General features: G+C 70.0%; 25 protein-coding genes. 14 read left to right on the forward strand and 11 right to left on the reverse strand.

Going from position 1 to position 26,358, the window contains the following annotated elements:
- The first annotated feature begins 258 nt into the window (after positions 1-258).
- The 7 genes from rapZ (at position 259) to BM028_RS13120 (ending at position 6,211) form a co-directional block, all read left to right on the forward strand.
- Entirely contained in the window at positions 259-1,161 is a 903-nt protein-coding gene (gene rapZ, locus BM028_RS13090; protein WP_070416211.1) for an RNase adapter RapZ, read from the forward strand.
- A gap of 75 nt (positions 1,162-1,236) precedes the next feature.
- The gene (gene whiA / locus BM028_RS13095; RefSeq protein ID WP_070416210.1) at positions 1,237-2,217 is read left to right on the forward strand and encodes a DNA-binding protein WhiA; all 981 of its coding nucleotides are present in this window, start codon (positions 1,237-1,239) and stop codon (positions 2,215-2,217) included.
- A gap of 258 nt (positions 2,218-2,475) precedes the next feature.
- Complete coding sequence (gap, locus tag BM028_RS13100; RefSeq protein WP_070416209.1) at positions 2,476-3,480, forward strand: type I glyceraldehyde-3-phosphate dehydrogenase; 1,005 nt, start codon at positions 2,476-2,478, stop codon at positions 3,478-3,480.
- A gap of 3 nt (positions 3,481-3,483) precedes the next feature.
- The gene (locus BM028_RS13105; protein ID WP_071296303.1) at positions 3,484-4,701 is read left to right on the forward strand and encodes a phosphoglycerate kinase; all 1,218 of its coding nucleotides are present in this window, start codon (positions 3,484-3,486) and stop codon (positions 4,699-4,701) included.
- The gene (gene tpiA, locus BM028_RS13110) at positions 4,698-5,477 is read left to right on the forward strand and encodes a triose-phosphate isomerase (protein ID WP_071296368.1); all 780 of its coding nucleotides are present in this window, start codon (positions 4,698-4,700) and stop codon (positions 5,475-5,477) included. The genes BM028_RS13105 and tpiA overlap by 4 nt, the downstream gene beginning before the upstream one ends.
- Before the next feature lie 119 nt (positions 5,478-5,596).
- On the forward strand, positions 5,597-5,848 hold the full coding sequence (gene secG / locus BM028_RS13115; protein ID WP_056124375.1) for a preprotein translocase subunit SecG: 252 nt from the start codon (positions 5,597-5,599) through the stop codon (positions 5,846-5,848).
- 3 nt (positions 5,849-5,851) lie between these two features.
- Positions 5,852-6,211 (forward strand): RNA polymerase-binding protein RbpA, encoded by a 360-nt coding sequence (locus BM028_RS13120; RefSeq protein WP_070416207.1) that lies wholly within the window; start codon positions 5,852-5,854, stop codon positions 6,209-6,211.
- Positions 6,212-6,479: 268 nt separating this feature from the next.
- Here BM028_RS13120 and pgl read toward each other — a convergent pair whose 3' ends face one another.
- The 6 genes from pgl to tkt form a co-directional block, all read right to left on the reverse strand.
- On the reverse strand, positions 6,480-7,250 hold the full coding sequence (pgl, locus tag BM028_RS13125; RefSeq protein WP_071296304.1) for a 6-phosphogluconolactonase: 771 nt from the start codon (positions 7,248-7,250) through the stop codon (positions 6,480-6,482).
- Between the two features lie 121 nt (positions 7,251-7,371).
- A complete protein-coding gene (locus BM028_RS13130) occupies positions 7,372-8,316 on the reverse strand; it encodes a glucose-6-phosphate dehydrogenase assembly protein OpcA (RefSeq protein WP_070416205.1) in 945 nt (314 codons plus the stop codon).
- Entirely contained in the window at positions 8,313-9,851 is a 1,539-nt protein-coding gene (gene zwf / locus BM028_RS13135) for a glucose-6-phosphate dehydrogenase (protein ID WP_092387050.1), read from the reverse strand. The genes BM028_RS13130 and zwf overlap by 4 nt, the downstream gene beginning before the upstream one ends.
- Before the next feature lie 23 nt (positions 9,852-9,874).
- Entirely contained in the window at positions 9,875-11,473 is a 1,599-nt protein-coding gene (locus tag BM028_RS13140; protein WP_092387051.1) for a glucose-6-phosphate isomerase, read from the reverse strand.
- Positions 11,473-12,585, reverse strand: coding sequence for a transaldolase (gene tal, locus BM028_RS13145; protein WP_070416202.1), 1,113 nt, complete (start codon positions 12,583-12,585; stop codon positions 11,473-11,475). The genes BM028_RS13140 and tal overlap by 1 nt, the downstream gene beginning before the upstream one ends.
- 129 nt (positions 12,586-12,714) lie before the next feature.
- The gene (gene tkt / locus BM028_RS13150; protein ID WP_092387053.1) at positions 12,715-14,808 is read right to left on the reverse strand and encodes a transketolase; all 2,094 of its coding nucleotides are present in this window, start codon (positions 14,806-14,808) and stop codon (positions 12,715-12,717) included.
- 424 nt (positions 14,809-15,232) lie between these two features.
- Here tkt and BM028_RS13155 point away from each other — a divergent pair, with 424 nt between their 5' ends.
- The gene (locus BM028_RS13155; protein WP_070416200.1) at positions 15,233-16,159 is read left to right on the forward strand and encodes a heme o synthase; all 927 of its coding nucleotides are present in this window, start codon (positions 15,233-15,235) and stop codon (positions 16,157-16,159) included.
- Between the two features lie 331 nt (positions 16,160-16,490).
- On the opposite strand, the gene BM028_RS13160 is transcribed toward BM028_RS13155, so the two are convergent.
- Positions 16,491-17,465, reverse strand: a complete 975-nt coding sequence (locus BM028_RS13160) for a COX15/CtaA family protein (protein WP_092387054.1) — start codon at positions 17,463-17,465, stop codon at positions 16,491-16,493.
- Positions 17,466-17,746: 281 nt separating this feature from the next.
- On the opposite strand from BM028_RS13160, the gene sufB reads away from it, so the two are divergent.
- The 5 genes from sufB to BM028_RS13185 all read left to right on the forward strand — a co-directional run bounded on the left by sufB (position 17,747) and on the right by BM028_RS13185 (position 21,933).
- On the forward strand, positions 17,747-19,165 hold the full coding sequence (gene sufB, locus BM028_RS13165; RefSeq protein WP_092387056.1) for a Fe-S cluster assembly protein SufB: 1,419 nt from the start codon (positions 17,747-17,749) through the stop codon (positions 19,163-19,165).
- On the forward strand, positions 19,166-20,422 hold the full coding sequence (gene sufD, locus BM028_RS13170; RefSeq protein WP_071303096.1) for a Fe-S cluster assembly protein SufD: 1,257 nt from the start codon (positions 19,166-19,168) through the stop codon (positions 20,420-20,422).
- A complete protein-coding gene (locus BM028_RS13175; RefSeq protein WP_092387058.1) occupies positions 20,422-20,748 on the forward strand; it encodes a non-heme iron oxygenase ferredoxin subunit in 327 nt (108 codons plus the stop codon). Before sufD ends, BM028_RS13175 begins: the two co-directional genes overlap by 1 nt.
- Before the next feature lie 82 nt (positions 20,749-20,830).
- Entirely contained in the window at positions 20,831-21,604 is a 774-nt protein-coding gene (sufC, locus tag BM028_RS13180; protein ID WP_070419045.1) for a Fe-S cluster assembly ATPase SufC, read from the forward strand.
- Positions 21,604-21,933: a metal-sulfur cluster assembly factor gene (locus BM028_RS13185; protein WP_022906025.1), complete on the forward strand. Its 330-nt coding sequence runs from the start codon at positions 21,604-21,606 to the stop codon at positions 21,931-21,933. Before sufC ends, BM028_RS13185 begins: the two co-directional genes overlap by 1 nt.
- A 259-nt stretch (positions 21,934-22,192) precedes the next feature.
- Here the strand turns inward: BM028_RS13185 and BM028_RS13190 are convergent, their stop codons facing one another.
- Positions 22,193-22,792: a biotin transporter BioY gene (locus tag BM028_RS13190; RefSeq protein WP_070419044.1), complete on the reverse strand. Its 600-nt coding sequence runs from the start codon at positions 22,790-22,792 to the stop codon at positions 22,193-22,195.
- A 115-nt stretch (positions 22,793-22,907) separates the two neighbouring features.
- Here BM028_RS13190 and BM028_RS13195 point away from each other — a divergent pair, with 115 nt between their 5' ends.
- Positions 22,908-24,506: an ABC-F family ATP-binding cassette domain-containing protein gene (locus tag BM028_RS13195; protein ID WP_031261586.1), complete on the forward strand. Its 1,599-nt coding sequence runs from the start codon at positions 22,908-22,910 to the stop codon at positions 24,504-24,506.
- A gap of 103 nt (positions 24,507-24,609) precedes the next feature.
- Here the strand turns inward: BM028_RS13195 and BM028_RS13200 are convergent, their stop codons facing one another.
- The 3 genes from BM028_RS13200 to BM028_RS13210 are packed head-to-tail and all read right to left on the reverse strand — an operon-like array spanning position 24,610 to position 26,320.
- Positions 24,610-25,596 (reverse strand): SURF1 family cytochrome oxidase biogenesis protein, encoded by a 987-nt coding sequence (locus tag BM028_RS13200; protein ID WP_092387060.1) that lies wholly within the window; start codon positions 25,594-25,596, stop codon positions 24,610-24,612.
- Positions 25,593-25,901, reverse strand: coding sequence for a hypothetical protein (locus tag BM028_RS13205; protein WP_070419043.1), 309 nt, complete (start codon positions 25,899-25,901; stop codon positions 25,593-25,595). Before BM028_RS13205 ends, BM028_RS13200 begins: the two co-directional genes overlap by 4 nt.
- Entirely contained in the window at positions 25,901-26,320 is a 420-nt protein-coding gene (locus BM028_RS13210; RefSeq protein WP_070419042.1) for a DUF3099 domain-containing protein, read from the reverse strand. Before BM028_RS13210 ends, BM028_RS13205 begins: the two co-directional genes overlap by 1 nt.
- Positions 26,321-26,358: the final 38 nt, after the last annotated feature.

Consider the following 26,358-nt stretch of genomic DNA (forward strand, 5'->3'; position numbering starts at 1 on the left):
AGGACCCGACCGGCGGACGGCACCAGACCGACGGACAGGACCCGACCGACGGACCGCACCCGACCGACGGGCCACACCCGACCGACGGACGTCACCCGACCGACGGACCGCACCCGACCGACGGGCCACGGCCGACGGACGGACCGCACCCGACCGGATGACGCACCCCGAGCCCGGCGTCCGGGCGATACCCTTGTCCCGCAGCCGAGACCTCCCCGGGCGACGCGCCCGGGCCGCCACGACGGAGCCCACTCCCAGATGACCGACAGCGTCCCAGCGCCGACACGATCGCCGCAGCAGCACGACATCCTCATCGTCACCGGCATGTCCGGAGCCGGTCGTTCGACGGTGGGGAAGGCGCTCGAGGACCTCGGCTGGTACGTCGTCGACAACCTCCCGACACAGATGCTCGCGCCGCTCACCGAGCTCGCGGACCGTGCCGGTGAGAAGATCCCCAAGATCGCCACGGTGGTCGACGTCCGCGGCGGCCGGTTCTTCACCGACCCCGAGCAGGCGGTCGAGCAGGTGCGCAAGAGCGCCTCGGCCCGGGTCCGGGTGCTGTTCCTCGAGGCGACGGACGCGGTCCTCGTGCGGCGCTTCGAGCAGGTGCGGCGACCGCACCCGCTCCAGGGTGAGGACACGCTGCTCGACGGCATCGGCCGCGAACGCAGTCGGCTCGCTGCCCTGCGCGAGGCGTCGGACCTCGTCATCGACACCTCCGACCTGAACATCCACCAACTCGCGAACGCCGTGACCGAGCAGTTCGCCGACGACCACTTCACGGGTGTCCAGGTGACCCTGATGAGCTTCGGGTTCAAGTACGGACTGCCCGCCGACGCCGACATGGTGGCCGACGTGCGGTTCCTGCCGAACCCCTACTGGGTCCCGGAACTCCGCCCGCACACGGGCCTCGACCGACCCGTCTCGGACTACGTCCTGGCCCAGCCCGGAGCCCGCACGTTCGTCGAGCGCTACGCCGACGTCCTCGAGCCGGTGTTCGAGGGGTACCAGCGCGAGAACAAAAGACACGCTACGATCGCCATCGGCTGTACCGGCGGCAAGCACCGTTCGGTCGCCATCGTCGCCGAGCTGGCGAACCTCCTCCGCGGGATGCCCGACGTCGCCGTGCGTGTGAAGAACCGAGACCTCGGCCGAGAGTGACCGTCCCTCCGGCCGCTCCACACGACGTGCGCCGGGCACGCGGACCCCACCAGAAGAAACGTTAGGAATGATGCTGTGCCGTTGACTGCCGAGGTCAAGGACGAACTGGCCCGGGTCGTCGTGAACCGCAACACGGTCCGCGCTGCCGAGCTCGCGACCATCCTGCGGTTCGCGGGTGGCCTGCACGTCATCTCGGGCCGGATCGCCGTCGAGGTCGAACTCGACACCCGGATCATCGTGCACCGCGTGCGCAAGGACCTCGCCGAGCTGTACGGCGTGCGGAGCGAGGCGTCGGTGGGGTCGTCCGCGTCCGCCCGTCGTGGCACCCGGTACCTCGTGCGCGTGCTCGAGGCGGGAGAGACCCTCGCCCGGCAGACGGGCCTCATGGACGCCCGCCGCCGCCCGGTGCGCGGTCTGCCGAACCGGCTCACCACCGGCAACCGCGAGGACCTCGCCGCGATCTGGCGTGGTGCGTTCCTCGCCGCCGGCACCCTGACCGACCCCGGTCGTGCCGCCGCACTCGAGGTCACCTGCCCCGGCAACGAGGCAGCGATGGCCCTGGTCGGCGCTGCCTCGCGGCTCGGCATCGCGGCGAAGGGCCGTGAGGTCCGCGGCGTGCACCGCGTGGTCATCCGCGACGGCGAGGCCATCGGCCAGATGCTGACCGTGATGGGCGCCGCCCGCACCACCGCCGACTGGGAGGAGATGCGCCAGCGCCGCGAGGTCCGCGCCACCGCCAACCGTCTCGTCAACTTCGACGACGCGAACCTCCGTCGCTCCGCGCAGGCCGCCGTCGCCGCGTGCGCGCGGGTCGAGCGTGCGCTCGAGATCCTCGGCGACGAGGTCCCCGACCACCTCCAGTACGCCGGATCGCTGCGGCTGCAGCACCGCGACGCGTCCCTCGACGAGCTCGGCCAGCACGCGGATCCGCCGATGACGAAGGACGCCATCGCCGGGCGCATCCGCCGCCTCCTCGCGATGGCCGACAAGCGCGCGTCCGACCTCGGGATCCCGGGGACCGAAGCGAGCGTTCCCGAGGAGCTCGAAGGGGCCTGATCGACGGTCGTGACGACGTTCCGGACGGGAGGCGCGGTGCCAGCTGGCACCGCGCCTCCCGTCCGTCGTCGGGGTGGTCCAGGGCGGCGCTCGCGACCGTCCGGACGGACCGTCATCCCGCGCGGTCTGGCAGAGTCCGACTGCTAGGGTCGTTACGGCGACGTTACGGGGCGTATCGTCCACCACACGTGGGCCCGAAGGGCCACACGACTCCGAAAGCAGCGCCCCCCGGGCGCTCCACACCCACCAGGAGATCCATTGACCGTCAAGATCGGTATCAACGGCTTCGGCCGCATCGGCCGTAACTTCTTCCGGGCCGCACTGGCCAAGGGCAGCGACCTCGAGATCGTGGCGGTGAACGACCTCACCGACAACGCGTCCCTCGCGAACCTGCTGAAGTTCGACTCCATCACCGGCAAGCTCCCGGCGACGGTCGAGCTCGACGGCGACAACATCGTGGTCGACGGCAAGGCGATCAAGGTCCTCGCGGAGCGCGACCCCGCCAACCTCCCCTGGGGCGAGCTGGGTGTCGACATCGTCATCGAGTCGACCGGTTTCTTCACCAAGGCCGCCGATGCGCAGAAGCACATCGACGCCGGTGCCAAGAAGGTCATCATCTCCGCCCCGGCCACGGGTGACGACGTCACCATCGTGCTCGGCGTGAACGAGGACCAGTACGACCCCGCGAACCACAACATCATCTCGAACGCGTCCTGCACCACGAACAGCCTCGCGCCGCTCGCCAAGGTGTTCCACGACAAGTTCGGCATCGAGCGCGGTCTCATGACCACGGTCCACGCCTACACCGCCGACCAGAACCTCCAGGACGGCCCGCACAAGGACCCGCGTCGTGCGCGTGCCGCCGCCCTGAACATCGTCCCGACCTCCACGGGTGCGGCGAAGGCCATCGGCCTCGTCCTGCCGGAGCTCGCCGGCAAGCTCGACGGCTTCGCGCTCCGCGTCCCGGTGCCGACCGGCTCGATCACCGACCTCACCCTCGAGACCAAGTCCGAGGTCACCGTCGACGAGATCAACGCCGCCTACAAGGAGGCAGCCGAGGGCCCGCTCAAGGGCATCCTGCTCTACAGCGAGGACCCGCTGGTGTCGACCGACATCACCACGGACCCGCACTCCTCGATCTACGACTCCGGCCTGACCAAGGTCATCGGCGGCCTCGTGAAGATCACCTCGTGGTACGACAACGAGTGGGGCTACTCGAACCGCCTCGTCGACCTCACCGAGTACGTGGGCGAGCGCCTCTAACCCATGGCACTCCGCACCCTCGAGGACCTCGGCGACCTCGCCGGCAAGCGTGTCGTCGTCCGTTGTGACCTCAACGTCCCGCTCAAGGACGGCGTGATCACGGACGACGGCCGCGTGCGCGCGTCGCTGACCACCCTGAACACCCTCATCAACGCCGGCGCCCGCGTCATCGTGATCTCCCACCTGGGCCGCCCCGACGGCGAGCCCAAGCCGGAGTTCTCGCTCGCGCCGGTGGCCCAGCGGCTCTCCGAGCTGCTCGGCAAAGAGGTCACGTTCGTCGGCGAGACCGTCGGCGACGAAGCGACCGCGGCCGCCGGGGAACTCGGGGACGGCGACGTCCTGCTGCTCGAGAACCTCCGGTTCAACCCGGAGGAGACCTCGAAGGACGCTGCCGTGCGCAGTGGCTTCGCGGACCGCATCGCCGCCCTCGGGGACGCCTTCGTGTCCGACGGCTTCGGTGTGGTGCACCGCAAGCAGGCCTCGGTGTACGAGCTCGCGTCCGCGCTGCCCAGCGCAGCGGGGTCGCTCATCGAGACCGAGCTCGGCGTGCTCGAACGCCTCACGACGACGCCGGAGCGGCCGTACACGGTCGTGCTCGGCGGGTCGAAGGTCAGCGACAAGCTGGGTGTCATCGACCACCTCCTGCCGCAGGTCGACACGCTGTGCATCGGCGGCGGCATGCTCTTCACGTTCCTCGCGGCCCAGGGCCACGGGGTCGCGAAGTCGCTGCTCGAGGCCGACCAGCTCGACGTCGTCCGCGAGTACCTCTCGCGGGCGAAGGAACTCGGCGTGACGATCGACCTGCCGACGGACGTCGTCGTGGCGTCCGGGTTCGCGGCCGACGCGTCGCACGAGACCGTCGCCGCGGACGCGATCGAGTCGTCGTCCTTCGGGGCGGACGGCATCGGCCTCGACATCGGCCCGGAGACGGCGGCGCGGTTCGCGTCCGCGGTGTCCTCGTCGAAGACCGTGTTCTGGAACGGTCCGATGGGCGTGTTCGAGTTCCCGGCCTTCGCCGCCGGCACGAAGACCGTCGCACAGGCCCTGACCGAGGTCGACGGCCTCGGTGTGGTCGGCGGTGGCGACTCCGCCGCGGCCGTCCGGTCGCTCGGCTTCTCGGACGACCAGTTCGGGCACATCTCGACTGGTGGCGGTGCGAGCCTCGAGTTCCTCGAGGGCAAGTCGCTCCCCGGTCTCGAAGCACTGGGGTGGTCGCGATGACCCGGACGCCGTTGATCGCGGGCAATTGGAAGATGAACCTGGACCACCTCCAGGCCATCGCCACCGTGCAGAAGCTCGCGTGGACGCTGAAGGACGCACGCCACGACTTCGACGACGTCGAGGTCGCGGTCTTCCCGCCCTTCACCGACCTCCGGAGCGTGCAGACGCTCATCTCGGCCGACAAGCTCCCGATCCGCTTCGGTGCGCAGGACCTGTCCCAGTACGACTCGGGCGCCTACACGGGCGACGTGTCCGGGGCGTTCCTCGCCGCACTCGACGCGCAGTACGTCATCGTCGGACACTCCGAGCGACGCACGCTGCACGCGGAGACCGACGAGGTCGTCGCCGCGAAGACCGCCGCGGCCGTCAAGCACGGTCTCGTGCCGGTGGTCTGCGTCGGCGAGACGGGTGAGCAGCGCGAGGAGCGCGGCGCCGGTGTCGTGCCGGTCGAGCAGCTGCAGGTCGTCCTCGACGCCGTGCAGCCCTCCGAGATCGTCGTGGCGTACGAGCCGGTCTGGGCGATCGGCTCCGGCCAGGCCGCGACCGCCGAGCAGGCGCAGGACGAATGCGCTGCGATCCGTCGAGGGATCGCTGCAGCCTGGGGCGACGAGGCAGCCGCGGCGACGCGGGTCCTCTACGGCGGCTCGGTGAAGTCGGGCAACATCGCCGGCTTCCTGCGCGAGCCCGACATCGACGGCGCGCTCGTCGGTGGCGCCTCCCTCGACGTGCAGGAGTTCGCGGCCATCGCGCGCTTCCGGCAGCACGTCGGACTCTGATCCACCGGACACAGGCCGGTCGCCATCGTGCGGCCGGCCTGTGCCACGCCCAGCCCGGGGACCTCGGCCGACCACCAGGCCGGTATACTCGGATGGCTGACTGACACGAAAGGTACGTCGTGGCGATTCTCTCCGTCGTGCTGCAGGTCCTGCTCGCGATAACGAGCCTCCTGCTCACGCTCCTCATCCTGCTGCACAAGGGCCGCGGTGGTGGCCTCTCCGACATGTTCGGCGGCGGCGTGACGAGCAACCTCGGGGCGTCCGGCGTCGCCGAGCGCAACCTCAACCGCATCACGGTGATCCTCGGTCTCCTCTGGATCGTGTCGATCATCGTGCTCGGTCTCATCAACAAGTTCACGGCGGGGAGCTGATCCATGGCATCCGGAGGCAGTGCAATCCGGGGTTCGCGCGTCGGCGCGGGCCCGATGGGGGAGCAGGACCGCGGGGTCCAGGCCGAGCGTGTGGCGATCTCGTACTGGGACGCCCTCGGCAACGAGGTCGTGCGGTACTTCGCCGCCGGCCTCCCCGATGACGAGATCCCCGAGACGGTGGACTCGCCGTCGACCGGGCTCCCGGCTGGTCGCGACAAGGAGAACCCTCCTGTGGTCTCCAAGACCGAGCCGTACAAGACGCACCTCGCGTACGTGAAGGAGCGCCGCACCGAAGAAGAGGCGGCGCAGCTCCTCGAGGACGCGTTGCAGCAGCTCCGTCAGCGTCGCGGCACCGCGAAGTAGTCGCACGAGACGTCCGAAGGCCCCCGTACCGATCCGGTACGGGGGCCTTCGTGCGTGTGGTGGGTGCGCGGGGGCGGCATCGAGTGGGCAGGACACGCCGGAGGCGTCCCTTCGAGCGGGCGGAACGCGCCGCTCCGGCGCGCCGAGCGTGACGTATTCTGCCCGCTCGCGGGCGGGCGGGCGGGCGGGCGCGGCAGCCGCACCCACGGACGGACGGGAGGCGCGGTGCCAGCCGGCACCGCGCCTCCCGTCCGTCAGGGACCCGCGTCTAGTACGTCGACGCGATGAGGTTCTCGGGGACGTCGCGAGCGGCGTCCTGGTCCACGAAGAACACGGTGCGCTTGCGCCCCTGCACGCCACCGACGGGGACCTCGTCGACCGAGGCACCCGCGAGCGCGAGCCCGAGGACCGAGGCCTTCTCGGCACCCGACAGGATGACCCAGACACGCTGCGACGCGTTGATCGCCGGGTAGGTGAGGGTCAGGCGCTGCGGCGGCGGCTTGGGGGAGTCGTCCACCGGCAGCACGATGCGGTCCGTCACGGTGAGCTGCGGGAACTCCGGGAAGAGCGACGCGGTGTGACCGTCGGGTCCGACCCCGAGGAGCGTGATGTCGAACCGCGGCGCGATGGCGTCGTCCGGCGCGGCAGCGTGGAGCTCCTGCTCGTAGCGGGTCGCAGCGTCCTCGATCGAGATGCCAGCGTCCGACGCCGCGATCGGGTGGATGTTCGACTCCGGGATGTCGACGTGGTCGAAGAAGTCCGTCTGCGTGCCGGTGATGTTGCGATCGGCATCGCCCGCGGGCACCCAGCGCTCGTCGACCCACCACACGTGCACCTTCGACCAGTCGACGCTCTCACGCGCCGGCGACTGGCCGATCGCGGCGAGGACGAGGGACGACACGGAGCCACCGCTGATGGCGATGTCCGCGCGCTCCTGCTCGTCGAGCACGTCGATGATCTTCGTGATGAAGCGTGCGGCGACCGAAGCGCCGAGGGCCTGCTTGTCCGGGTGCACCAGCACCCGCCGTTCGTTGGTCACGTGACTCCCGTGTTCGTGGTGGTCGACCGGTCGTACGACCACCGTCGGTCCGACCGTCCGGGCCGGCCGCCGCTCGCGCTGGACGAACGACGGCCGGCCCGACCGGTCGTGTGGGGCTTGCTCAGCCGGCGATGGACTCGCGCAGCTGGGGGACCCCGTGCTTGACGACGTCTCCGAAGAGGACGTCCGGGTCGAGTCTACGGAGTTCCTCGGCCAGGCAGTCGCGCAGGTTGCGGCGCGGCAGCGACAGGTCGTGCGTCGGCTGCCCGGGCATCGAGAGCGTCGCGACGTCCACCAGGGACCGCTCGAGCTCGATGGTGCCGGACTCGCGCACGAGCTTCACGCCGTGGATGCCGCTCGACCCGGTCGCGCGCGGCGACGTGACGACGGCCACCGGCACCTCGAGCTGCAGCTGCAGCCACGCGGCAAGCAGGATCGTCGACGGGCTGTCGTACGCACCCGAGACCTCGACGGCGGTGATCGGCTCGTACGGCGGCTGGTCGAGCGCCGCGGCGAGCTGGTTGCGCCACAGGGTCAGTCGGGTCCACGCGAAGTCGGTGTCGCCCGGCACGTACGAGGCCCCGAGGGCCTCGATCGCGCCGTTCGGGTCCTTCTGCGCGGCCGCGTCGGTGATCCGTCGCTGGGCGATGCGACCCAGGGCCGACGCCGAGGGCTGCTCCGGGGCGGTCTGCGGCCACCAGGCCACGACGGGCGCGTCCGGCAGCAGGAGGCCGGTGACCAGGCTCTCCTCGTCGGTCGCGGTCTCGCCGTAGGCACGGAGGACGATGACCTCGCTCGCACCCGCGTCGCTGCCGACGCGGATCTGCGCGTCGAGGCGACCGGGCGACTTCGTGTCGCCGTCGTTCTTCGACACGATGATGACACGCATCGGGTGCTCGCGGGACGCCTCGTTCGCGGCCTCGATCGCCTCTTCCTCGTGGCCGAGGGCCGTCGAGATGATGAGGGTCAGGACACGACCGAGGGCGACGGCGCCGCCCTCTTCGCGGATGTGGACGAGCTTCTTCTGGATCTTCGAGACCGTGGTGTTCGGCAGGTCGATCTTCATGGACGCCTCCAGGTCCGGCCGTCGCGGGCGAGCAGGGCGTCGGCGGATGCCGGGCCCCACGTGCCGGGACGGTACTGCTCGGGCTGGCCCTGCGTGGCCCAGAACTCCTCGATCGGGTCGAGGATCTTCCACGACAGCTCCACCTCTTGGTGACGGGGGAACAGGGGCGGGTCACCGAGGAGCACGTCGAGGATGAGCCGCTCGTACGCCTCGGGCGAGGCCTCGGTGAACGCGTGGCCGTAGCCGAAGTCCATCGTCACGTCGCGCACCTGCGTGCCGACGCCGGGGACCTTCGAGCCGAAGCGGAGCGTGACGCCCTCGTCCGGCTGCACACGGATGACGAGCGCGTTCTGGCCGAGGGGCGACTGCGAGTTGCCGTAGACGTCCTCGGGGACACGCTTGAACACGATCGCGATCTCGGTCACGCGGCGACCGAGACGCTTGCCGGCGCGGAGGTAGAACGGGACGCCCTGCCAGCGACGGGTCGCGATGTCGAGCTTGATCGCCGCGTAGGTCTCGGTGCCGGACTCGGGGTCCATGCCGGCTTCCTCGAGGAAGCCGAGCACCTTCTCGCCGCCCTGCCAACCGCCGGCGTACTGCCCGCGGGCCGTGGCGGCCGACAGGTCGTCGGGCAGGCGCACCGCGGAGAGGACCTTCTCCTTCTCGGCGCGGAGGTCCGCCGCCTTGAACGAGACCGGTTCCTCCATCGCGGTGAGCGCGAGGAGCTGCAGGAGGTGGTTCTGGATGACGTCGCGCGCCGCACCGATGCCGTCGTAGTACGCGGCACGTCCGGCGACGCCGATGTCCTCGGCCATCGTGATCTGCACGTGGTCCACGTAGTTCGAGTTCCAGATGGGTTCGTACATCTGGTTCGCGAACCGCAGCGTCAGGAGGTTCTGGACGGTCTCCTTGCCGAGGTAGTGGTCGATGCGGAACACGTCGTCCGGAGCGAAGACGCTCTCGACGATCGCGTTCAGCTCGCGCGCCGTGCGGAGGTCGGAGCCGAAGGGCTTCTCGACGACCACGCGGCTCCACGAGTCCTCGCGCTTCTCGGTCAGCCCGGACAGCTTGAGCTGCTCGGTGACCACGGGGAACATCTTCGGCGGGATGGACAGGTAGAACGCGTGGTTGCCGAGCGTCCCGCGCTCCGCGTCCAGCGTGTCGACGGTCCGCTTGAGCTCGCGGAACGCCTCGGGGTCGTCGAACGATCCCTGGACGAACCGGATGCCCTGTTCGAGCTGACGCCAGACGTCCTCGTCGAACGGGGTGCGAGAGTGCTCCTGGACCGCGTCGTGGACGAGCTGGGAGAAGTCTTGGTCCTCCCAGTCACGTCGAGCGAACCCGACGAGGGCGAACCCCGGGGGCAGGAGCCCTCGGTTCGCCAGGTCGTAGACCGCGGGCATCAGCTTCTTGCGGGACAGGTCGCCCGTCACGCCGAAGATGATGAGGGTGCTGGGTCCCGCGATCCGGTTCAGTCGACGATCCGTCGGCAGCCGGAGCGGGTTGTGCTCCGGGGTGATTGCCACCGGTGACATGAGTCGGTGAACTCCTTCGAGAGTCAGAGGGTGACGGCGGCCGTCAGTGCTGCGGTGGCAGCTGCGACGTCCGTCGTCGTGAGGGTCAGGACCGGGCGGCCGTGCTGCGCGAGGACACTCGCGTCGCCGGAGGCCTGGGCCTGGATGAGCTGGCCGAACGTGAACGGACGACCGGGGATGGCCAGGTCGTCGGGCTCGTCGGCCACGATCTGCAGGAACACGCCGTTCGCCGGGCCGCCCTTGTGGTACTGGCCGGTCGAGTGCAGGAAGCGCGGTCCGTAGCCGAACGTGACGGGTCGGCCGGTGCGCGCCGCGAAGGCGTCGCGCAGCGATTCGAGGTCCGGGTGCGCGGTGCGGTCCACGTACGCCTGCACGGCCAGGTAGTCGGTGGGGCCGACGTGGTCCAGGAGGCGCGACACGGCTTCCGCGATCGTCGTCCCGACCGCCAGGCCCTCGGTCGCGTGGACGGCGGTGCCGTCCTCGGTGAAGGCCGGTTCGGTCGGTGCCGGGCGGTCGTCCAGGAGGGCGCGGGCCGCGGACTTGGCGGCCTCGACGTCGGGCTGGTCGAACGGGTCGATGCCGAGCAGGCGACCGGCAACGGCCACGGCGTACTCCCACACGAGGAGCTGGCCGCCGAGCGTGCCGGTGATCTCGACCTCGCCCTCGGCGACGTGGCGCTCGTCCTCGCGGGAGCCGACGAGTCGGATCACCTGCAGGTCGGGCAGCCCGGCGGTCACCTCGGGGGAGTCGACGTCGAGCACGACCGGCAGCAGGCCGCGGCCGTCCTTGCCGGTGGACTCCGCGATCAGCTGTTCCGCCCAGTCGCCGAAACCGACGATGTGCGTGCCGTCCGCGACGATGCCGATCGTGGAGCGGAGGGGCGCGGTGCCCCCGAGGACGGCGCCGAGCACGAGGCCCGGGTTCTCGTCGATGTCGACCGAGAGCAGCGCCGAGATGGCGTCGGCCTCGTCGAGGAGCTCCGCGATGTCGGCACCGGCGAGGCCGGACGGCACCAGGCCGAACGCGGTCAGTGCGGAGTAGCGGCCGCCGACGTTCGGGTCGGCGGTGAAGACGCGGTACCCGGCGTCCGTCGCGACGGCCTCGAGCGGGGAGCCCGGGTCGGTGACGACGACGATGCGCTTCGCCGGGTCGATGCCGGCGTCGCGGAAGGCCTGCTCGTAGACACGGCGCTGCGAGTCGGTCTCGAGGGTCGAACCCGACTTCGAGGACACGACGAGCACGGTGCGGTCCAGCTGGTGCTCCACGGCGGCGCGGACCTGCGCCGGGTCGGTGGAGTCGAGGACCGTGAGCGGCACGCCCGCGGTCCGGGTGATGACCTCCGGCGCGAGCGACGAGCCGCCCATGCCGGCGAGGACGACGTGGTCGACCCCCTCGGCGAGGAGCGACTCGCGCAGCGCCGCGACCTCGGCGACGAGCGGGCGGGAGACCGAGACGGCTTCCACCCAGCCGAGGCGCTTCGACGCCTCGGCCTCGGCGTCGGGACCCCAGAGCTCGGGGTCCTGGGCGGTGATGCCCGACGCCACCAGATCGGTGACGAGACGCGGGACCACCTGGTCGATGGCCCGCGCCGCGTCACCGCTGGCGGCGATGGAAACCGTCACTACTTGGCGCCCTCGAGTGCGTTCTTGACGGTGTCGACGAGCTCGCCCCACGAGACGTTGAACTTGTCGACGCCCTCCTTCTCGAGCAGCGCCACGACGTCGTCGTAGTCGATGCCCTGGGCGGCGAGCTGGTCGAGGACCTGCTGCGCCGCGTCGAACGACCCGGCGATGGCGTCGCCGTGGATCTCGCCGTGGTCGAACGTGGCGTCGAGCGTCTTGCCCGGCATGGTGTTGACGGTGCTCGGCGCGGCCAGCTCGGTCACGTAGAGCGTGTCGGGGAGCGACGGGTCCTTGACACCGGTCGAGGCCCAGAGCGGACGCTGGGTGTTCGCACCGGCCTCGAGCAGGCCGAGGGCGCGTTCGGAGGCGAACGCCTCGGTCCAGACCTGGTAGGCGAGCTGCGCGTTGGCGATGCCGGCCTTCGACTTGAGGGCCTTCGCCTCGTCCGTGCCGACGGCGTCGAGACGCTTGTCGATCTCGGAGTCGACGCGCGACACGAAGAAGGACGCGACCGAGTGGATCTTCGAGAGGTCGTGGCCGGCGGCCTTGGCCTTCTCGAGGCCACCGAGGTAGGCGTCGATGACGGCGCGGTAGCGCTCGAGCGAGAAGATCAGGGTGACGTTGACCGAGATGCCGGCGGCGATGACCTCGGTGATGGCCTCGAGGCCCTCGACCGTTGCCGGGATCTTGATGAGGACGTTCTCCTTGCCGACCTTGTCGAACAGGAACTTGGCCTGCTCGATGGTCTTCTGGGTCTCGTGCGCGAGGCCCGGCTCGACCTCGATCGACACGCGGCCGTCGAAGCCCTTGGTCGAGTCGTAGATCGGCTTGAAGACGTCGGACGCGTTGGCGACGTCCTGCGTGGTGATCTCGAAGATCGCGTCGGTGACCTCGGTGCCGGCGGCGGCCAGCTCCTTGACCTGTGCGTCGTAGCGCTCGCCCTTGGCGAGGGCCGAGGCGAAGATCGTCGGGTTCGTCGTGACGCCGACGACGTTCTTCTCGGCGATGAGGGACTCGAGCTTGCCGGTCTCGAGGAGCTCGCGGGACAGGTCGTCGAGCCAGATGCTCACGCCGACCGCGGAGAGCGCGGCGGTGGGGGTGTTCTCAGCCATGTGTTTCTCTTCTTTCCTTCATCGGCCTGGTGGCCGGGGTCTGGGGGACCGGGAGGCGCGTGGCGGGGCCGAGCCGCGCCTCCCGGAAGAAGGGCCGGATCCGGCGAACCGGACCCGGCCCTCGGGGGGTCAGGAAGCCGCGAGGGATTCCTTCGCGGCGGCCACGACGTGCTCCGTCGTGAAGCCGAACTCCTTGAACAGCGTCTGGTAGTCGGCCGAGGCACCGAAGTGCTCGATCGAGACGCTGCGGCCCTTGTCGCCCATGATGTCGCGCCAGCTCATGGCGATCCCGGCCTCGACCGAGACGCGCGCGGTGACGTTCTTCGGCAGCACCTGGTCCTGGTAGTTCTCGGACTGGGCGCGGAACCACTCGAGCGACGGGGCGCTCACGACGCGGGCGTTGATGCCCTCGCCCTTGAGCTGCTCACGTGCCTCGACGGCGATCTGGACCTCGGAACCGGTCGCGATGAGGATCACGTCGGGGGTGCCGTTCGGCGCCTCGGCCAGGATGTACGCGCCCTTGGCGACGTTCTTCGCCGAGGCGAAGACCTCACCGGAGGCGTCGCCCTCGCCACGCTCGAAGACGGGGAGGTTCTGACGGCTCAGCGCGATGCCGGCCGGGCGGTCCTTGTGCTTGAGCATCTCGAGCCAGGCGTAGGCGACCTCGTTGGCGTCGGCCGGGCGGACGACGTCCAGACCCGGGATCGCGCGGAGGGCGCTGAGCTGCTCGATCGGCTGGTGCGTCGGGCCGTCCTCACCGAGGGCGACGGAGTCGTGCGTCCAGACGTAGATCGCCGGCGCCTGCATGAGCGCGGCGAGACGGACCGCCGGACGCATGTAGTCGCTGAAGATGAGGAACGTGCCGCCGAAGGGGCGGGTGTTCCCGTGCAGGACGATGCCCGACAGGATCGAGCCCATCGCGTGCTCGCGGATGCCGAAGTGCAGCACGCGGCCGTACGGGTCGGTGCTCCACGCCTTGGTCGAGGCCTCGACCGGACCGAAGGACTTGGCGCCCTCGATCGTGGTCAGGTTCGACTCGGCGAGGTCGGCCGAGCCGCCCCAGAACTCGGGCATGAGCGGCGCGATGGCGTTGATGACCTTGCCGGAGGCGGCACGGGTCGAGACGGCCTTCTCGGTCGGGAAGACCGGGAGGGCTTCTTCGAGGCCCTCGGGGAGCTCGCCGGCGTTGATGCGGTCGAGGAGCGTCTTCTTCTCGGGGTTGGCCGCGGCCCACGCGTCGAAGGTCTTCTGCCACTCGGCGTGCTGCGCCTGGCCCTTGGCGACGGCACCGCGGGTGTACTCGAGCACCTCGGGGTCGACGTGGAAGGTCTGCTCGGGGTCGAAGCCGAGGACCTCCTTGAGGCCCTTGAGCTCCTCGCCACCGAGGGCGGAGCCGTGGATCTTGCCGGAGTTCTGCTTGGTCGGCGACGGCCAGCCGATGATCGTCTTGAGGACGATGAGCGACGGCTTGTCGGTGACGGCCTTGGCGGCCTCGACCGCGGCGAAGAGGGACTCGACGTCTTCCGAGTACTCGCCCGTCTTCTTCCAGTCGACGGTCTGGACGTGCCAGCCGAGCGCCTCGTAGCGGTCCGGGACGCTCTCCGAGAAGGAGATGTCGGTGTCGTCCTCGATCGAGATCTGGTTCGAGTCGTAGAAGACGACCAGGCGACCGAGCTGCTGGCGGCCGGCGAGGCTCGCGGCCTCGTTCGTGACGCCTTCCTGCATGTCGCCGTCACCGGCGATCACGTAGGTGAAGTGGTCGAACGGCGACTCGCCGTCGGCGGTCTCCGGGTCGAAGAGGCCGCGCTCGAAGCGCTGGGCGTAGCCGAAGCCCACGGCCGAGGCGAGGCCCTGGCCGAGCGGGCCGGTGGTGATCTCGACGCCGTCGGTGTGGCCGTACTCCGGGTGACCCGGGGTCTTCGAGCCCCACTTGCGGAGGTGCTGGAGGTCCTCGAGCTCGAGGCCGTAGCCGTGCAGGTAGAACTGCACGTACTGGAGGATCGAGGCGTGACCGGCGGAGAGGATGAAGCGGTCGCGGCCGATCCAGGTGGAGTCGCTGGGGTCGCGACGCATCACCTTCTGGAAGAGCAGGTGGGCGACCGGCGCGAGGCTCATCGCGGTGCCGGGGTGACCGTTGCCGGCGGCCTCGACCGAGTCGGCGGCGAGTACGCGGGCCGTGTCGACGGCCTTCCTGTCGATGGCGTCCCAGGTGAATTCAGCCACTTGGATGTTGACCCTTCTTGATGCGACATGTGCGAGGGCTCGTGCCATCGCACGGACATGATCGCCATCCCGGGGCCTTCGTCGGGTCGCCGTCTCGCGGCGGCCGACCGGCTCTTCGCGGCCGACGTCATCGGGGCACGCACTGCGGGAGGGCGACTCCAGCATAGTGACCATGCACTCAGAAGGGGTTCAGGTGACGCCGGTTGTTCACTCGTCGTCGCGGGGACCCGCCGTCGGCCGGGCGTGTCGGTGGGTGACTTCGGTCCGGATGGCGGGGCGGGGCATCATCGCGGCGCCTCCATCACGTAAACTGTCGGGGACCCGTGCGCATTCCGGGTCGACGCACGCCCCGACGACGACGGAGCCGTCCACCGAGCGTGTGAGCTGACGCGAACAGACTGAGGTTCCCTTGCCGACTGCCACCGTGACCCGGCCCGACACCGATCGACCCCGCTCGACGCTGTCGCGCAAGGTGCGTGCCTACGTCTCGCTGACGAAGCCGCGGGTCATGGAGCTGCTGCTCGTCACGACGGCGCCGACGATGTTCCTCGCCGAGCGCGGGGTGCCGGACCTGTGGCTCGTCTTCTGGACGATGCTCGGTGGCGCGATGTCGGCCGGGTCCGCCTCGGCCTTCAACTGCTACATCGACCGTGACATCGACCGGCTCATGAAGCGCACGAGCACCCGGCCGCTGGTGACCGGTGAGCTCTCCGACCGTGAGGCACTCGTCTTCTCGTGGGTGCTCGGCGTCGCGTCCACCGCGGTCCTCGGGTTCCTGGTGAACTGGCTCGCGGCCGCCCTGAGCGTCATCGCGATCCTCATCTACGTCTTCGTCTACACGCTGTGGCTCAAGCGCCGCACCCCGCAGAACATCGTCTGGGGCGGTTCGGCCGGCTGCATGCCCGTGCTGATCGGCTGGGCGGGCGTCACCGGGTCGCTGACCTGGGCGCCGGTCATCCTCTTCATGGTGATCTTCCTCTGGACGCCGCCGCACTACTGGCCGCTGTCGATGAAGTACCGCGACGACTACGACGCCGCCGACGTGCCGATGCTCGCGGTCGTCCGCGGTCGCACGGTGGTCGGTCTGCAGGTCGTCCTGTACGCGTGGGCGACGCTCGTCTGCTCGCTGCTGCTCATCCCGGTCGCGCACATGGGGCCGCTCTACACGGTGGTCGCGCTGGCCGGTGGCATCTGGTTCGTCGTCGAGTCGCACCGGCTGTACTCGCGGGCGATCCAGCACGTGGAGCACGTGCAGCCGATGCGCGTCTTCCACAGCTCGATCACGTACCTGACGCTGCTGTTCATCGCCGTGGGCATCGACCCGCTGCTGCCGCAGGTCTTCACCTTCTAGCGCGGGGCGCGCGGCCCCGGGCGCGGCCGTCTCGGCTGCGGACCCCGTGCGACATCGTCGCTGTCGTACGACGGCGACGATGTCGTTCGTTGCGGACGCGGGTTGTCGAACGCGATGGCGTGCGACGACCCCGTCGTCGTACGACGACGGGGTGGTCGTTCCGGGTCCGCAGGAGGCGCCGGTCGCGACCACCCACCGGCCTGGAGGCGCGTGGCGGGCCCGCACCGCGCCTCCAGTCCGTCGGCCTGGTCGCGTTCCGCGCACGACGAACGACACCCCACGAGCCGATCGACTCGTGGGGTGTCGGGGACCGCGTGCGGTGCGTCGCGCGTCAGCCCGCGATCGGCTCGCGGACGGCCTGGCGACCGGCGGTGCCGCGCGTGGAGAGCGTCACGACCGTGGTGGCGCCGACGAGCAGCCCCGCGAGGACCATGTGCGTCCCCACCAGACCGACCGGCAGCCCCGTGCGCGCCTGGGTGAGCCCGACGGCGATCTGGACGAACTCGACCACCAGGAGCAGCAGCGCCCACTTGCTCGACAGGCGCAGGCGGACCGCGCCGACCACGAGGACGAGGGTCAGGGCGAACAGCACGTAGGCGGGGATCGCGTGCAGGTGCTCCATCACGGCGGGGTCGAAGCCCGTGCGGTGCAGTCGTCCGCCGTCGACCGCCTCGTCGGCGCCGGCGTGCGGGCCGCTTCCGGTGGTGAGGATGCCGACGAGCACGGTGACGACGACCGCGGCGACGGTGCCGCGCACGACGCCCGTGTACCAGCCGGGGACGAGCCGCTCGGCGGTGCGCGGACCACGGATGGCGCGGTAGACGAGTGCGGCGGTGACCGCCGTGAGCGCGGCGGAGACGACGAAGTGCAGCCCGACGACGAACGGGTTGAGGTTGGTCCAGACGCTCATGCCGCCGATCACGGCCTGCACCGGGATCGCTGCGCCCTGGGCGAACGCGAGCCAGAACAGTTCGGGGCGCGTGCGGCGCATCCGGACGACGAGCAGGAACATGGCGATCGCGACGACGACGAGCACGAAGGTGAGCAGTCGGTTGCCGAACTCGATGAGGCCGTGGATGCCCATCTCGGGCGTCGAGACGAGGGAGTCCGCCGTGCACTTCGGCCAGGTCGGGCACCCGAGACCCGATGCCGTGAGGCGGACGAGGCCGCCCGTGCCGATCAGGATCACCTCGACGACGAACGACGCCCAGGCGAGGACGACGACACGCTGGTCGACGACACGGGGGAGCGACCACCACCGCGCACGGCGGACGTCCTGGTCGACGGGGGATGCGACGCGAGTCACGAGCGTGGTGCCTTCCTGTTGTTCCGTGCAGCGAACCTGTAGGATTCGAGGGTTCAGCAGCAGTCAAGTCTAGGCAGGCGCCGGCTCCGAATGGTCCGAGATCGCCGTTCACACCCAGGACGTCGACACTCAGGGCTGTGTGGAACCATCGACGTTGCGAGGGAGCAACACCGTGTCCACCGTGCGCGCGACGAGCGTGTCGGGGGTCTGCGGTGGAATGGCGTCCAGACGCCACGGGTTGACACCCGAAGACGCTGCCGCGAGAAGGAAACGAGGAGACCATGTCCGACGTGCTCATCGACCGTCCCGAGCTCGAAGGGCTCGGCCAATACGAGTTCGGCTGGTCCGACTCCGACTCGGCCGGCGCCTCTGCTCGCCGCGGCATCTCGGAAGAGGTCGTGACCGACATCTCGAAGCTCAAGTCCGAGCCCGAGTGGATGCTCAAGAACCGGCTCAAGGGCCTGCAGCTCTTCGGCCGCAAGCCGATGCCGACGTGGGGTGCCGACCTGACGGGCATCGACTTCGACAACATCAAGTACTTCGTGCGCTCCACCGAGAAGCAGGCGCAGTCGTGGGAAGACCTCCCCGAGGACATCCGCGCGACCTACGAGAAGCTCGGTATCCCCGAGGCCGAGCGCCAGCGCCTCGTCGCCGGCGTCGCCGCGCAGTACGAGTCCGAGGTCGTGTACCACCAGATCCGCGAGGACCTGGAGCAGCAGGGTGTCATCTTCATGGACACCGACACGGCGCTGCGCGAGCACCCCGAGATCTTCGAGGAGTACTTCGGCACCGTGATCCCGGCCGGCGACAACAAGTTCGCCGCGCTGAACACGGCCGTGTGGTCCGGCGGCTCGTTCGTCTACGTCCCGAAGGGCGTCCACGTCGAGATCCCGCTGCAGGCCTACTTCCGGATCAACACCGAGAACATGGGCCAGTTCGAGCGGACGCTGATCATCGCGGACGAGGACTCCTACGTCCACTACATCGAGGGCTGCACCGCCCCGATCTACAAGTCGGACTCCCTGCACTCGGCCGTCGTCGAGATCATCGTGAAGAAGAACGCCCGCGTGCGCTACACGACGATCCAGAACTGGTCGAACAACGTCTACAACCTCGTCACCAAGCGTGCGATCGCGCACGAGGGCGCCACGATGGAGTGGATCGACGGCAACATCGGCTCCAAGGTGACGATGAAGTACCCCTCGATCTACCTCGCCGGTGAGCACGCCAAGGGCGAGACGCTCTCCGTCGCCTTCGCCGGCCCCGGCCAGCACCAGGACGCCGGCGCGAAGATGATCCACATGGCGCCGTACACGACGTCCTCGATCGTCTCGAAGTCGATCGCCCGTGGCGGCGGTCGCGCGGGGTACCGCGGTGAGGTCCGGGTCGACCCGGCAGCCCACCACGCGGCGAACACCGTGCGGTGCGACGCGCTGCTGGTGGACACCATCAGCCGGTCGGACACCTACCCGGCGATCGACATCCGCGTCGACGACGTCCAGCTCGGGCACGAGGCCACGGTCTCCCGCGTGAGCGAGGAGCAGCTGTTCTACCTCATGTCGCGCGGCATGCCCGAGGACGAGGCGATGGCGATGATCGTCCGCGGCTTCATCGAGCCGATCGCCCGCGAGCTCCCGATGGAGTACGCACTCGAACTCAACAAGCTCATCGAGATGAGCATGGAAGGATCCGTCGGCTAGATGTCCAGCACCACCCCTCCCCACATCGACCAGCCGATCGAGCCCGCGGCGACCACGCAGCACGGCGCCGGAGCACACTCCGACGGCGGCTGGGACGCGCCCGACAAGACGATCCCGGTGCAGACCCGCTCCGAGCGGTTCCAGTCCGGTGACGTCGACGCGTTCCCGACCGTCACCGGGCGAGAGGTGAACTGGAAGTTCGCGCCCCTCGCGAAGCTCCAGCCCCTGCTCGACGGTGGCCTCGACGGATCCGCCTACCCGTTCCTCGCGCGCCAGTCCGACGGCGCCGACGTCGAGTGGGGTCGCAGCGACGACCCCCGCGTCGGCACCGCCGGCCTGCCCGAGGACCGCGCCGCCGCAGCCGCCTGGACCGCTCGCGACGCGGTCCTGGCCGTCACGGTCAAGTCCACCGAGGCGCACGAGTTCATCACGATCACGCGCTCCGACTTCGGCACGCAGCCCCGCGCCGCGCACACGGTCATCACGGCCGAGGCGCACGCGCAGGGCATCGTCGTGCTCGACAACCGTGGCTCGGCGCTCCTCAGCGAGAACGTCGAGATCGTCGTCCGCGACGGCGCCCGCCTGACGGTCGTCAGCCTGCAGGACTGGGACGACGACGCGGTGCACGTGTCGACCCACTTCGCCGAGGTCGGCCGCGACGCCTTCCTCAAGCACGTCGTGGTCTCGCTCGGCGGCGACGTCATCCGGGTCAACCCCTCGACGCACCTCGGTGCGCAGGGTGCCGACACCGAGATGTACGGCGTGTACTTCGCCGACGCCGGTCAGTACATCGAGCAGCAGGTCTACGTGAACCACGACGCGCCCAACACGCGCGGTCGGGTCAACTACAAGGGCGCGCTGCAGGGTCAGGGCGCGCACACGGTCTGGATCGGCGACGTGCTCATCGGGCGCGCCGGCGACGGCACGGACTCGTACGAGCAGAACCGCAACCTCGTCCTCACCGACGGCACGCGTGCGGACAGCATCCCGAACCTCGAGATCGAGACGGGCAACATCGAGGGCGCCGGCCACGCGAGTGCGACCGGCCGCTTCGACGACGAGCAGCTGTTCTACCTGCAGTCCCGCGGCATCCCCGAGGAAGAGGCACGTCGTCTCGTCGTGCTCGGCTTCCTCGTCGAGGTCATCCAGAAGATCGGTGCGCCCGAGCTCGAGGAACGCCTCATCGCCGCGGTCGAGCAGGAGCTCGCCGAGGGGCGCTCGGTCATCGCCGAGGCCGCACCGGAGGCCTCCGCCTGATGTCGACGAAGGTCTGTGCCGAGGCGGACATCCAGGTGGACAGCCCGATGCGCGCCGTGGTCGACGGCACCGCGGTCGCCATCGTCAAGGACTCCGCCGGCACCGTGCACGCGATCGGCGACACCTGCACCCACGGGGACATCTCCCTGGCGGAGGGGTTCGTCGAGGGCGACACGCTCGAGTGCTGGGCCCACGGGTCCCGCTTCTCGCTGGCCACCGGCAAGCCGCAGAACTTCCCGGCGTACGAACCCGTCCCGGTCTTCCGGGTCGAGATCCGTGACGGCGAGGTCTACGTCGACGTGCACGACCCCGTCCCGGTCGACTGAGACCGCTCCGACCCGGCCGTCCCCGGCCTCCACTCACTTCCCGCGGCTGACGCCGCACACCAGCTGCAACCGAAGGAACGCAATGTCCACTCTCGAAATCCGCGACCTGCAGGTCTCGATCGACACCGATCAGGGTGTCAAGGAGATCCTCAAGGGCGTCGACCTCACCATCAACGAGGGCGAGATCCACGCGATCATGGGGCCGAACGGCTCGGGCAAGTCCACCCTCGCCTACACGATCGCCGGCCACCCCCGGTACAACGTGGTCGGTGGCTCGATCACGCTCGACGGCGAGGACGTCCTCGCGATGAGCGTCGACGAGCGTGCCCGTGCCGGCATGTTCCTCGCCATGCAGTACCCGGTGGAGATCCCCGGCGTGACGGTGTCGAACTTCCTCCGCACCGCCAAGACCGCGATCGACGGCGAGGCCCCGGCGCTCCGCAGCTGGGTCAAGGACCTCCGCCAGTCGATGGCCGACCTCAAGATGGACTCGGCCTTCGCCGAGCGCAACGTCAACGAGGGCTTCTCCGGCGGCGAGAAGAAGCGCCACGAGATCATGCAGCTCGAGCTCCTCAAGCCGAAGTTCGCCGTGCTCGACGAGACCGACTCCGGCCTCGACGTCGACGCGCTGAAGATCGTGTCCGAGGGCGTCAACCGTGCCAAGGCCGCGACCGGCCTCGGCGTGCTGCTCATCACCCACTACACGCGCATCCTCCGCTACATCAAGCCGGACTTCGTGCACGTGTTCGTCGCGGGCAAGGTCGCCGAGCAGGGTGGCCCCGAGCTCGCGGAGCGCCTCGAGAACGAGGGCTACGACCGCTACGTGCAGGCCGCAGCCGCCGCGGCGGGGAACTGATGATCACCGCACTCGCACCGGAGAAGTTCGACGAGGTCGTCGAGGGCCTCAAGGAGGTCCAGGACCCGGAACTCGGCGTGAACATCGTCGATCTCGGGCTCATCTACGACCTCGCCTGGGACGACGAGGCGACCGCGCTCGTGATCAGCATGACCCTGACGAGCGCGGGCTGCCCCCTGACCGACGTCATCGAGGGCGACACGGCGAACGCGCTGGACGGCATCGTCGACGCGTTCCGGATCAACTGGGTCTGGATGCCGCCGTGGGGCCCGGAGCGGATCACCGACGACGGGCGCGAGATGATGCGCGCGCTCGGGTTCTCGATCTAGTCGCGACCCCCTGACGGACGGGAGGCGCGGTGCCGGCTGGCACCGCGCCTCCCGTCCGTCTGTGCGTCGGGTCTCGGGCGCGCCCCGAGCGGGCCAAAAAAGTCACGCTCGCCGCTCTGGAGCGGCCGGTTTCGCCCGCTCGGCGGGCGGCCCGCGGCGTGTCCTGCCCGCTCGCGCACGCCCCCGACCGCCCCCGTGCGCCCCCGCGCACGCAGAAGGGCCCCGTACCGGACGGTGCGGGGCCCTTCTGCGACGGGACTCAGCGGCGGCCGAGGACCTTCCACGCCAGCGGCACGATGCCCGCGGCGATGAGGGCCTTCGCGATGCCACCCACGATGAACGGGTACAGCCCGGCCGCGAGGACCGACTGCAGGTCGTTCGGCGCGCCGAGCTGTCCGAGCACGACGGCCAGGTAGGGGAGACCGGTGACGAACGGGATCGCGCTGGCGACGAGCATCGCCACCGCGGCACGGCCGACGTGGCGGTCCCAGTCGCGACGGGCGAGCCAGCCGATGACGCCGGCGGCGGGGATGAAGCCGATGACGTAGCCGAAGCTCGGCACGGCGAGGGCGCCGAGGCCACCCGTGAAGTCGGCGAAGAACGGCGCACCGGCGAGTCCGGCGACCGCGTAGACGAGCAGCGACAGCATGCCGCGGCGGGCACCGAGGGTGGCACCGACGAGCACGACCGCCAGGGTCTGGCCCGTGATCGGCACCGGCCACATCGGCACCTCGACCTGCGCCATGGCGGCGGTGAAGAGTGCTCCGCCGGCGACCAGGGCGGCGTTCGTGGCCAGGCCGTGGGTGCGCAGACGGTCGGCGAGGACTGCGCGGCGAGCGAACCCGGTGGCGTTCGTCATGGATTCTCCTAGAATGGACTGCTGGTCCCGTTCGGGACCATCGGTCCCGTCAGCGTAGCGGTGCACCTCCCGCACACACCGTTGTGCACATCCACCAACTGATTGGACGTCTGCTGTGCTTGCCGTGCACGACCTCGAGATCCGCGTCGGGGCTCGCCTCCTGATGGAGAACGTGTCCTTCCGCGTCGAGAAGGGCGACAAGATCGGCCTCGTCGGCCGGAACGGCGCGGGGAAGACCACGATGACCAAGGCCCTGGCGGGTGAGACCCAGCCGACCGGGGGCAAGATCGACCGCTCCGGCGAGATCGGGTACCTGCCGCAGGACCCCCGCTCCGGCAACCCGGAGGACACCGCCCGCAAGCGCATCCTCGACGCCCGTGGGCTCGGCGAGCTCGTCGAGGGCATCCGCCAGGCCACGCTCGACATGGCCAGCACGGACACCGCCGTCGCCGAGAAGGCCATGCGGCGGTACAGCCGGCTCGACGACCAGTTCAACGCGCTCGGCGGCTACGCAGCCGAGGCCGAGGCGGCGTCGATCGCGTCGAACCTCAAGCTGCCGGACCGCATCCTCGACCAGCAGCTCAAGACACTGTCGGGTGGTCAGCGCCGTCGCATCGAGCTCGCCCGGATCCTGTTCTCGGACGCCGAGACGATGATCCTCGACGAGCCGACGAACCACCTCGACGCCGACTCGATCATCTGGCTGCGCGAACACCTCAAGACGTACCCGGGCGGTGTGATCGTCATCTCCCACGACGTCGAGCTCGTGGACGAGGTCGTCAACCGCGTCTTCTACCTCGACGCCAACCGCCAGTCGATCGACGTCTACAACATGGGGTGGAAGCTCTACCAGCGGCAGCGTGCCGCCGACGAGGAGCGCCGCCGCAAGGAGCGCGCGAACGCCGAGAAGAAGGCCGCCACGCTCAAGGACCAGGCCGCCCGCTTCGGTGCGAAGGCCACGAAGGCGGCAGCGGCGCACCAGATGGTCGCGCGTGCCGAGAAGCTCCTCGCCGGGCTCGAGGACGAGCGCGCCGTCGACCGCGTCGCGAAGCTGCGCTTCCCGACCCCGACACCCTGTGGCCGCACCCCGCTGATGGCCGAGGGGCTGTCGAAGTCGTACGGGTCGCTCGAGATCTTCGCCGGCGTGGACCTCGCCATCGACCGGGGCTCACGTGTCGTGATCCTCGGGTTCAACGGTGCCGGCAAGACGACGTTGCTGCGCATCCTCGCGGGCGCCGACCAGCCGGACACGGGGGAGATCCTTCCAGGGCACGGCCTGCGGATCGGGTACTACGCGCAGGAGCACGAGAACATCGACGTGAACCGCACCGTGATCGAGAACATGGTGTCCGCGTCGAACGACCTCAACGAGACCGAGGCGCGACGGGTCCTCGGCTCGTTCCTGTTCACCGGCGACGACGGCTACAAGAAGGCCGGTGTCCTCTCCGGCGGTGAGAAGACGCGGCTCTCGCTCGCGATGATCGTCGTGTCGGGCGCGAACGTGCTGCTGCTCGACGAGCCGACGAACAACCTCGACCCGGCCTCGCGCGAGGAGATCCTCGGCGCGCTGGCCGGCTACGAGGGGGCCGTGGTGCTGGTGTCGCACGACGCCGGTGCGGTCGAGGCGCTCAACCCCGAGCGGGTGCTGCTCCTGCCGGACGGCACCGAGGACCACTGGAACAAGGACTACGCGGAGCTCATCGAGCTCGCGTGACCCGCACCGCCGACGGGCGCGACCCGTCGACGGACAGGAGGCGCGGTGCCAGCTGGCACCGCGCCTCCAGTCCGTCCTGGGTGGCGTCAGCCCTGTGCTGGCGTCAGCGACCCGCGTTCAGCAGCTCGTCCTCGATCTGCGCGTCCGTCTTCGGCTTCGCGTCCTTGCGGCGCTGGCGCTCGAGGGCGCGCTCGCGCTCCTCGGGGTCGTCCTGGTTCAGGTTCCGGAACTCCTGCACCATCAGGTAGGCGAGGAACCCGAACCCGCCGACCGCGAACATGAACCACTGGATGAAGTAGCTGAGGTGCAGCCCCGTGTCGGCCGTCGGGCGCTCCCAGCCGAGCGGGCGAGCCTCGGTCGGGGCGGGGGACTCGGACGCGAGCTGCCCGTACGCCCCGGTGTAGATGGGCGTGTCGACCTTCTTGCCGACGTCGGACAGCGTCACGGACTGCACCTGGTCGGTGTGTGCCGGGTCGGTGCGGCCGGGGATGCGCGGTTCACTCGGCTGCAGGCGGACGATCGCCGTGACCTCGCCGGACGGGGGAGCGGGCACGTGGTCGGGGGCGTCCTGCGCGTTGCCGGTGGGGACCCAGCCGCGGTCGACGACGAACGCACGACCGTCGGCCGTGACGAGCGGCGTGAGGACCTCGAAGCCGGGCTGGCCGTTGTGCACGCGGTTCCGGACGAGCAGCTGGTCGTCGGTGTCGTAGCGGCCGGTGACGCTCACGCGGAGCCAGGTCTTGCCGTCGTTCCAGCTCGACGCCGTCGGGAGCGCCTCGTCGAGGGGGACCGGGGTGTGCTCGTAGTTCTGCGCGACCTGCTCGTTCTGGCGGACGGCCTCGTTCCGGCGGTCCCACTGCCACATGCCGAACAGCGCGCACACGATCGCGAAGGCCACCGCGATGGCGAAGTAGCCGAGCCACCGCCGGCTCCGGACGAAGCGCCAGCCGACGAAGGGCTCGTCCGGATCACGCTCAGCGGTCCGGGTGGCGCCGTCGGCGGCGGATGCGGCGGAGGCGGCCGAGGCGCGCTCGAGCTTCTGCGCGTGCCGTCGGCCGTACCGGGAGCTCGGGTCGAACTGCTGGCTCACCGACGGTCACCGGCTGCGCGTGCACCGACGTCGTTCTTCGGGGCGTCGGCCGGGTCGCGTTCGTCGTCGAGGCGGTCCACGTCCTCGTGCATGCCCGTGACCCGGACGGGGAACGACCGGGACCGGAGGTAGTCGGCGAGGAAGTCACGGTGCTCGTCGCACGCGGCCCAGATCTTCACCCGGTCGGTCGCGTGGATCCGCGGGTTGCGCCAGTTGACGCGCCACGAGGCGGTCGACACGCAGCCGGCACGCGAGCACACGGGGGTCGAGCCGGGTTCGGTGAAGAGGTCGAACGTGGCCCCCATCAGCGACGTCCCCAGACACGCGAGCGGTCACCGTTGCGCTGCCACTCGGCCTGCGCGTCCTGCGCCTGCTCGCGCAGCCGGTCCTGCTCGGCGCGGTACGCCTCGGCCCGGGCGTCCTCCTGCTGTTCGCGGAGTCGCGGGTCCACGGCGTCGTAGAGCTGGATCGCACCGGCAGGCGTCACGATGTCGCTCTCGGCACGGCTGCCCGCGTTGGCGATGATGACGGCGACCCACGGGATCACGCCGGCGAGGACGATCGGGATGACGGCGATCCACGTGTGCCAGATCGACCACACGACGACCGCACCGATGAAGAACACGACGCGGAGGGCCATCTGCCAGACGTACCGGGACAGGCGGTGCGCACGATCCTGCTCCGGAGAGTCCGGGAGGGTGGTGATGCTGTGCGTCGTCTTCATCCGATGTTCTTTCCTCTGCCCGAGGGAAAGCCTAACTC

The sequence above is a fragment of the Curtobacterium sp. YR515 genome (assembly GCF_900113095.1).
In the GTDB taxonomy this organism is placed as follows: Bacteria; Actinomycetota; Actinomycetes; order Actinomycetales; family Microbacteriaceae; genus Curtobacterium.

Coding starts and splice junctions, on each gene's coding strand:
- rapZ (WP_070416211.1), top strand. CDS start 259: ATGACCGACAGCGTCCCAGCGCCGACACGATCGCCGCAGCAGCACGAC.
- BM028_RS13105 (WP_071296303.1), top strand. CDS start 3,484: ATGGCACTCCGCACCCTCGAGGACCTCGGCGACCTCGCCGGCAAGCGT.
- tpiA (WP_071296368.1), top strand. CDS start 4,698: ATGACCCGGACGCCGTTGATCGCGGGCAATTGGAAGATGAACCTGGAC.
- BM028_RS13120 (WP_070416207.1), top strand. CDS start 5,852: ATGGCATCCGGAGGCAGTGCAATCCGGGGTTCGCGCGTCGGCGCGGGC.
- BM028_RS13130 (WP_070416205.1), bottom strand. CDS start 8,316: ATGAAGATCGACCTGCCGAACACCACGGTCTCGAAGATCCAGAAGAAG.
- zwf (WP_092387050.1), bottom strand. CDS start 9,851: ATGTCACCGGTGGCAATCACCCCGGAGCACAACCCGCTCCGGCTGCCG.
- tal (WP_070416202.1), bottom strand. CDS start 12,585: ATGGCTGAGAACACCCCCACCGCCGCGCTCTCCGCGGTCGGCGTGAGC.
- sufB (WP_092387056.1), top strand. CDS start 17,747: ATGTCCGACGTGCTCATCGACCGTCCCGAGCTCGAAGGGCTCGGCCAA.
- sufD (WP_071303096.1), top strand. CDS start 19,166: ATGTCCAGCACCACCCCTCCCCACATCGACCAGCCGATCGAGCCCGCG.
- BM028_RS13175 (WP_092387058.1), top strand. CDS start 20,422: ATGTCGACGAAGGTCTGTGCCGAGGCGGACATCCAGGTGGACAGCCCG.
- sufC (WP_070419045.1), top strand. CDS start 20,831: ATGTCCACTCTCGAAATCCGCGACCTGCAGGTCTCGATCGACACCGAT.
- BM028_RS13185 (WP_022906025.1), top strand. CDS start 21,604: ATGATCACCGCACTCGCACCGGAGAAGTTCGACGAGGTCGTCGAGGGC.
- BM028_RS13190 (WP_070419044.1), bottom strand. CDS start 22,792: ATGACGAACGCCACCGGGTTCGCTCGCCGCGCAGTCCTCGCCGACCGT.
- BM028_RS13205 (WP_070419043.1), bottom strand. CDS start 25,901: ATGGGGGCCACGTTCGACCTCTTCACCGAACCCGGCTCGACCCCCGTG.
- BM028_RS13210 (WP_070419042.1), bottom strand. CDS start 26,320: ATGAAGACGACGCACAGCATCACCACCCTCCCGGACTCTCCGGAGCAG.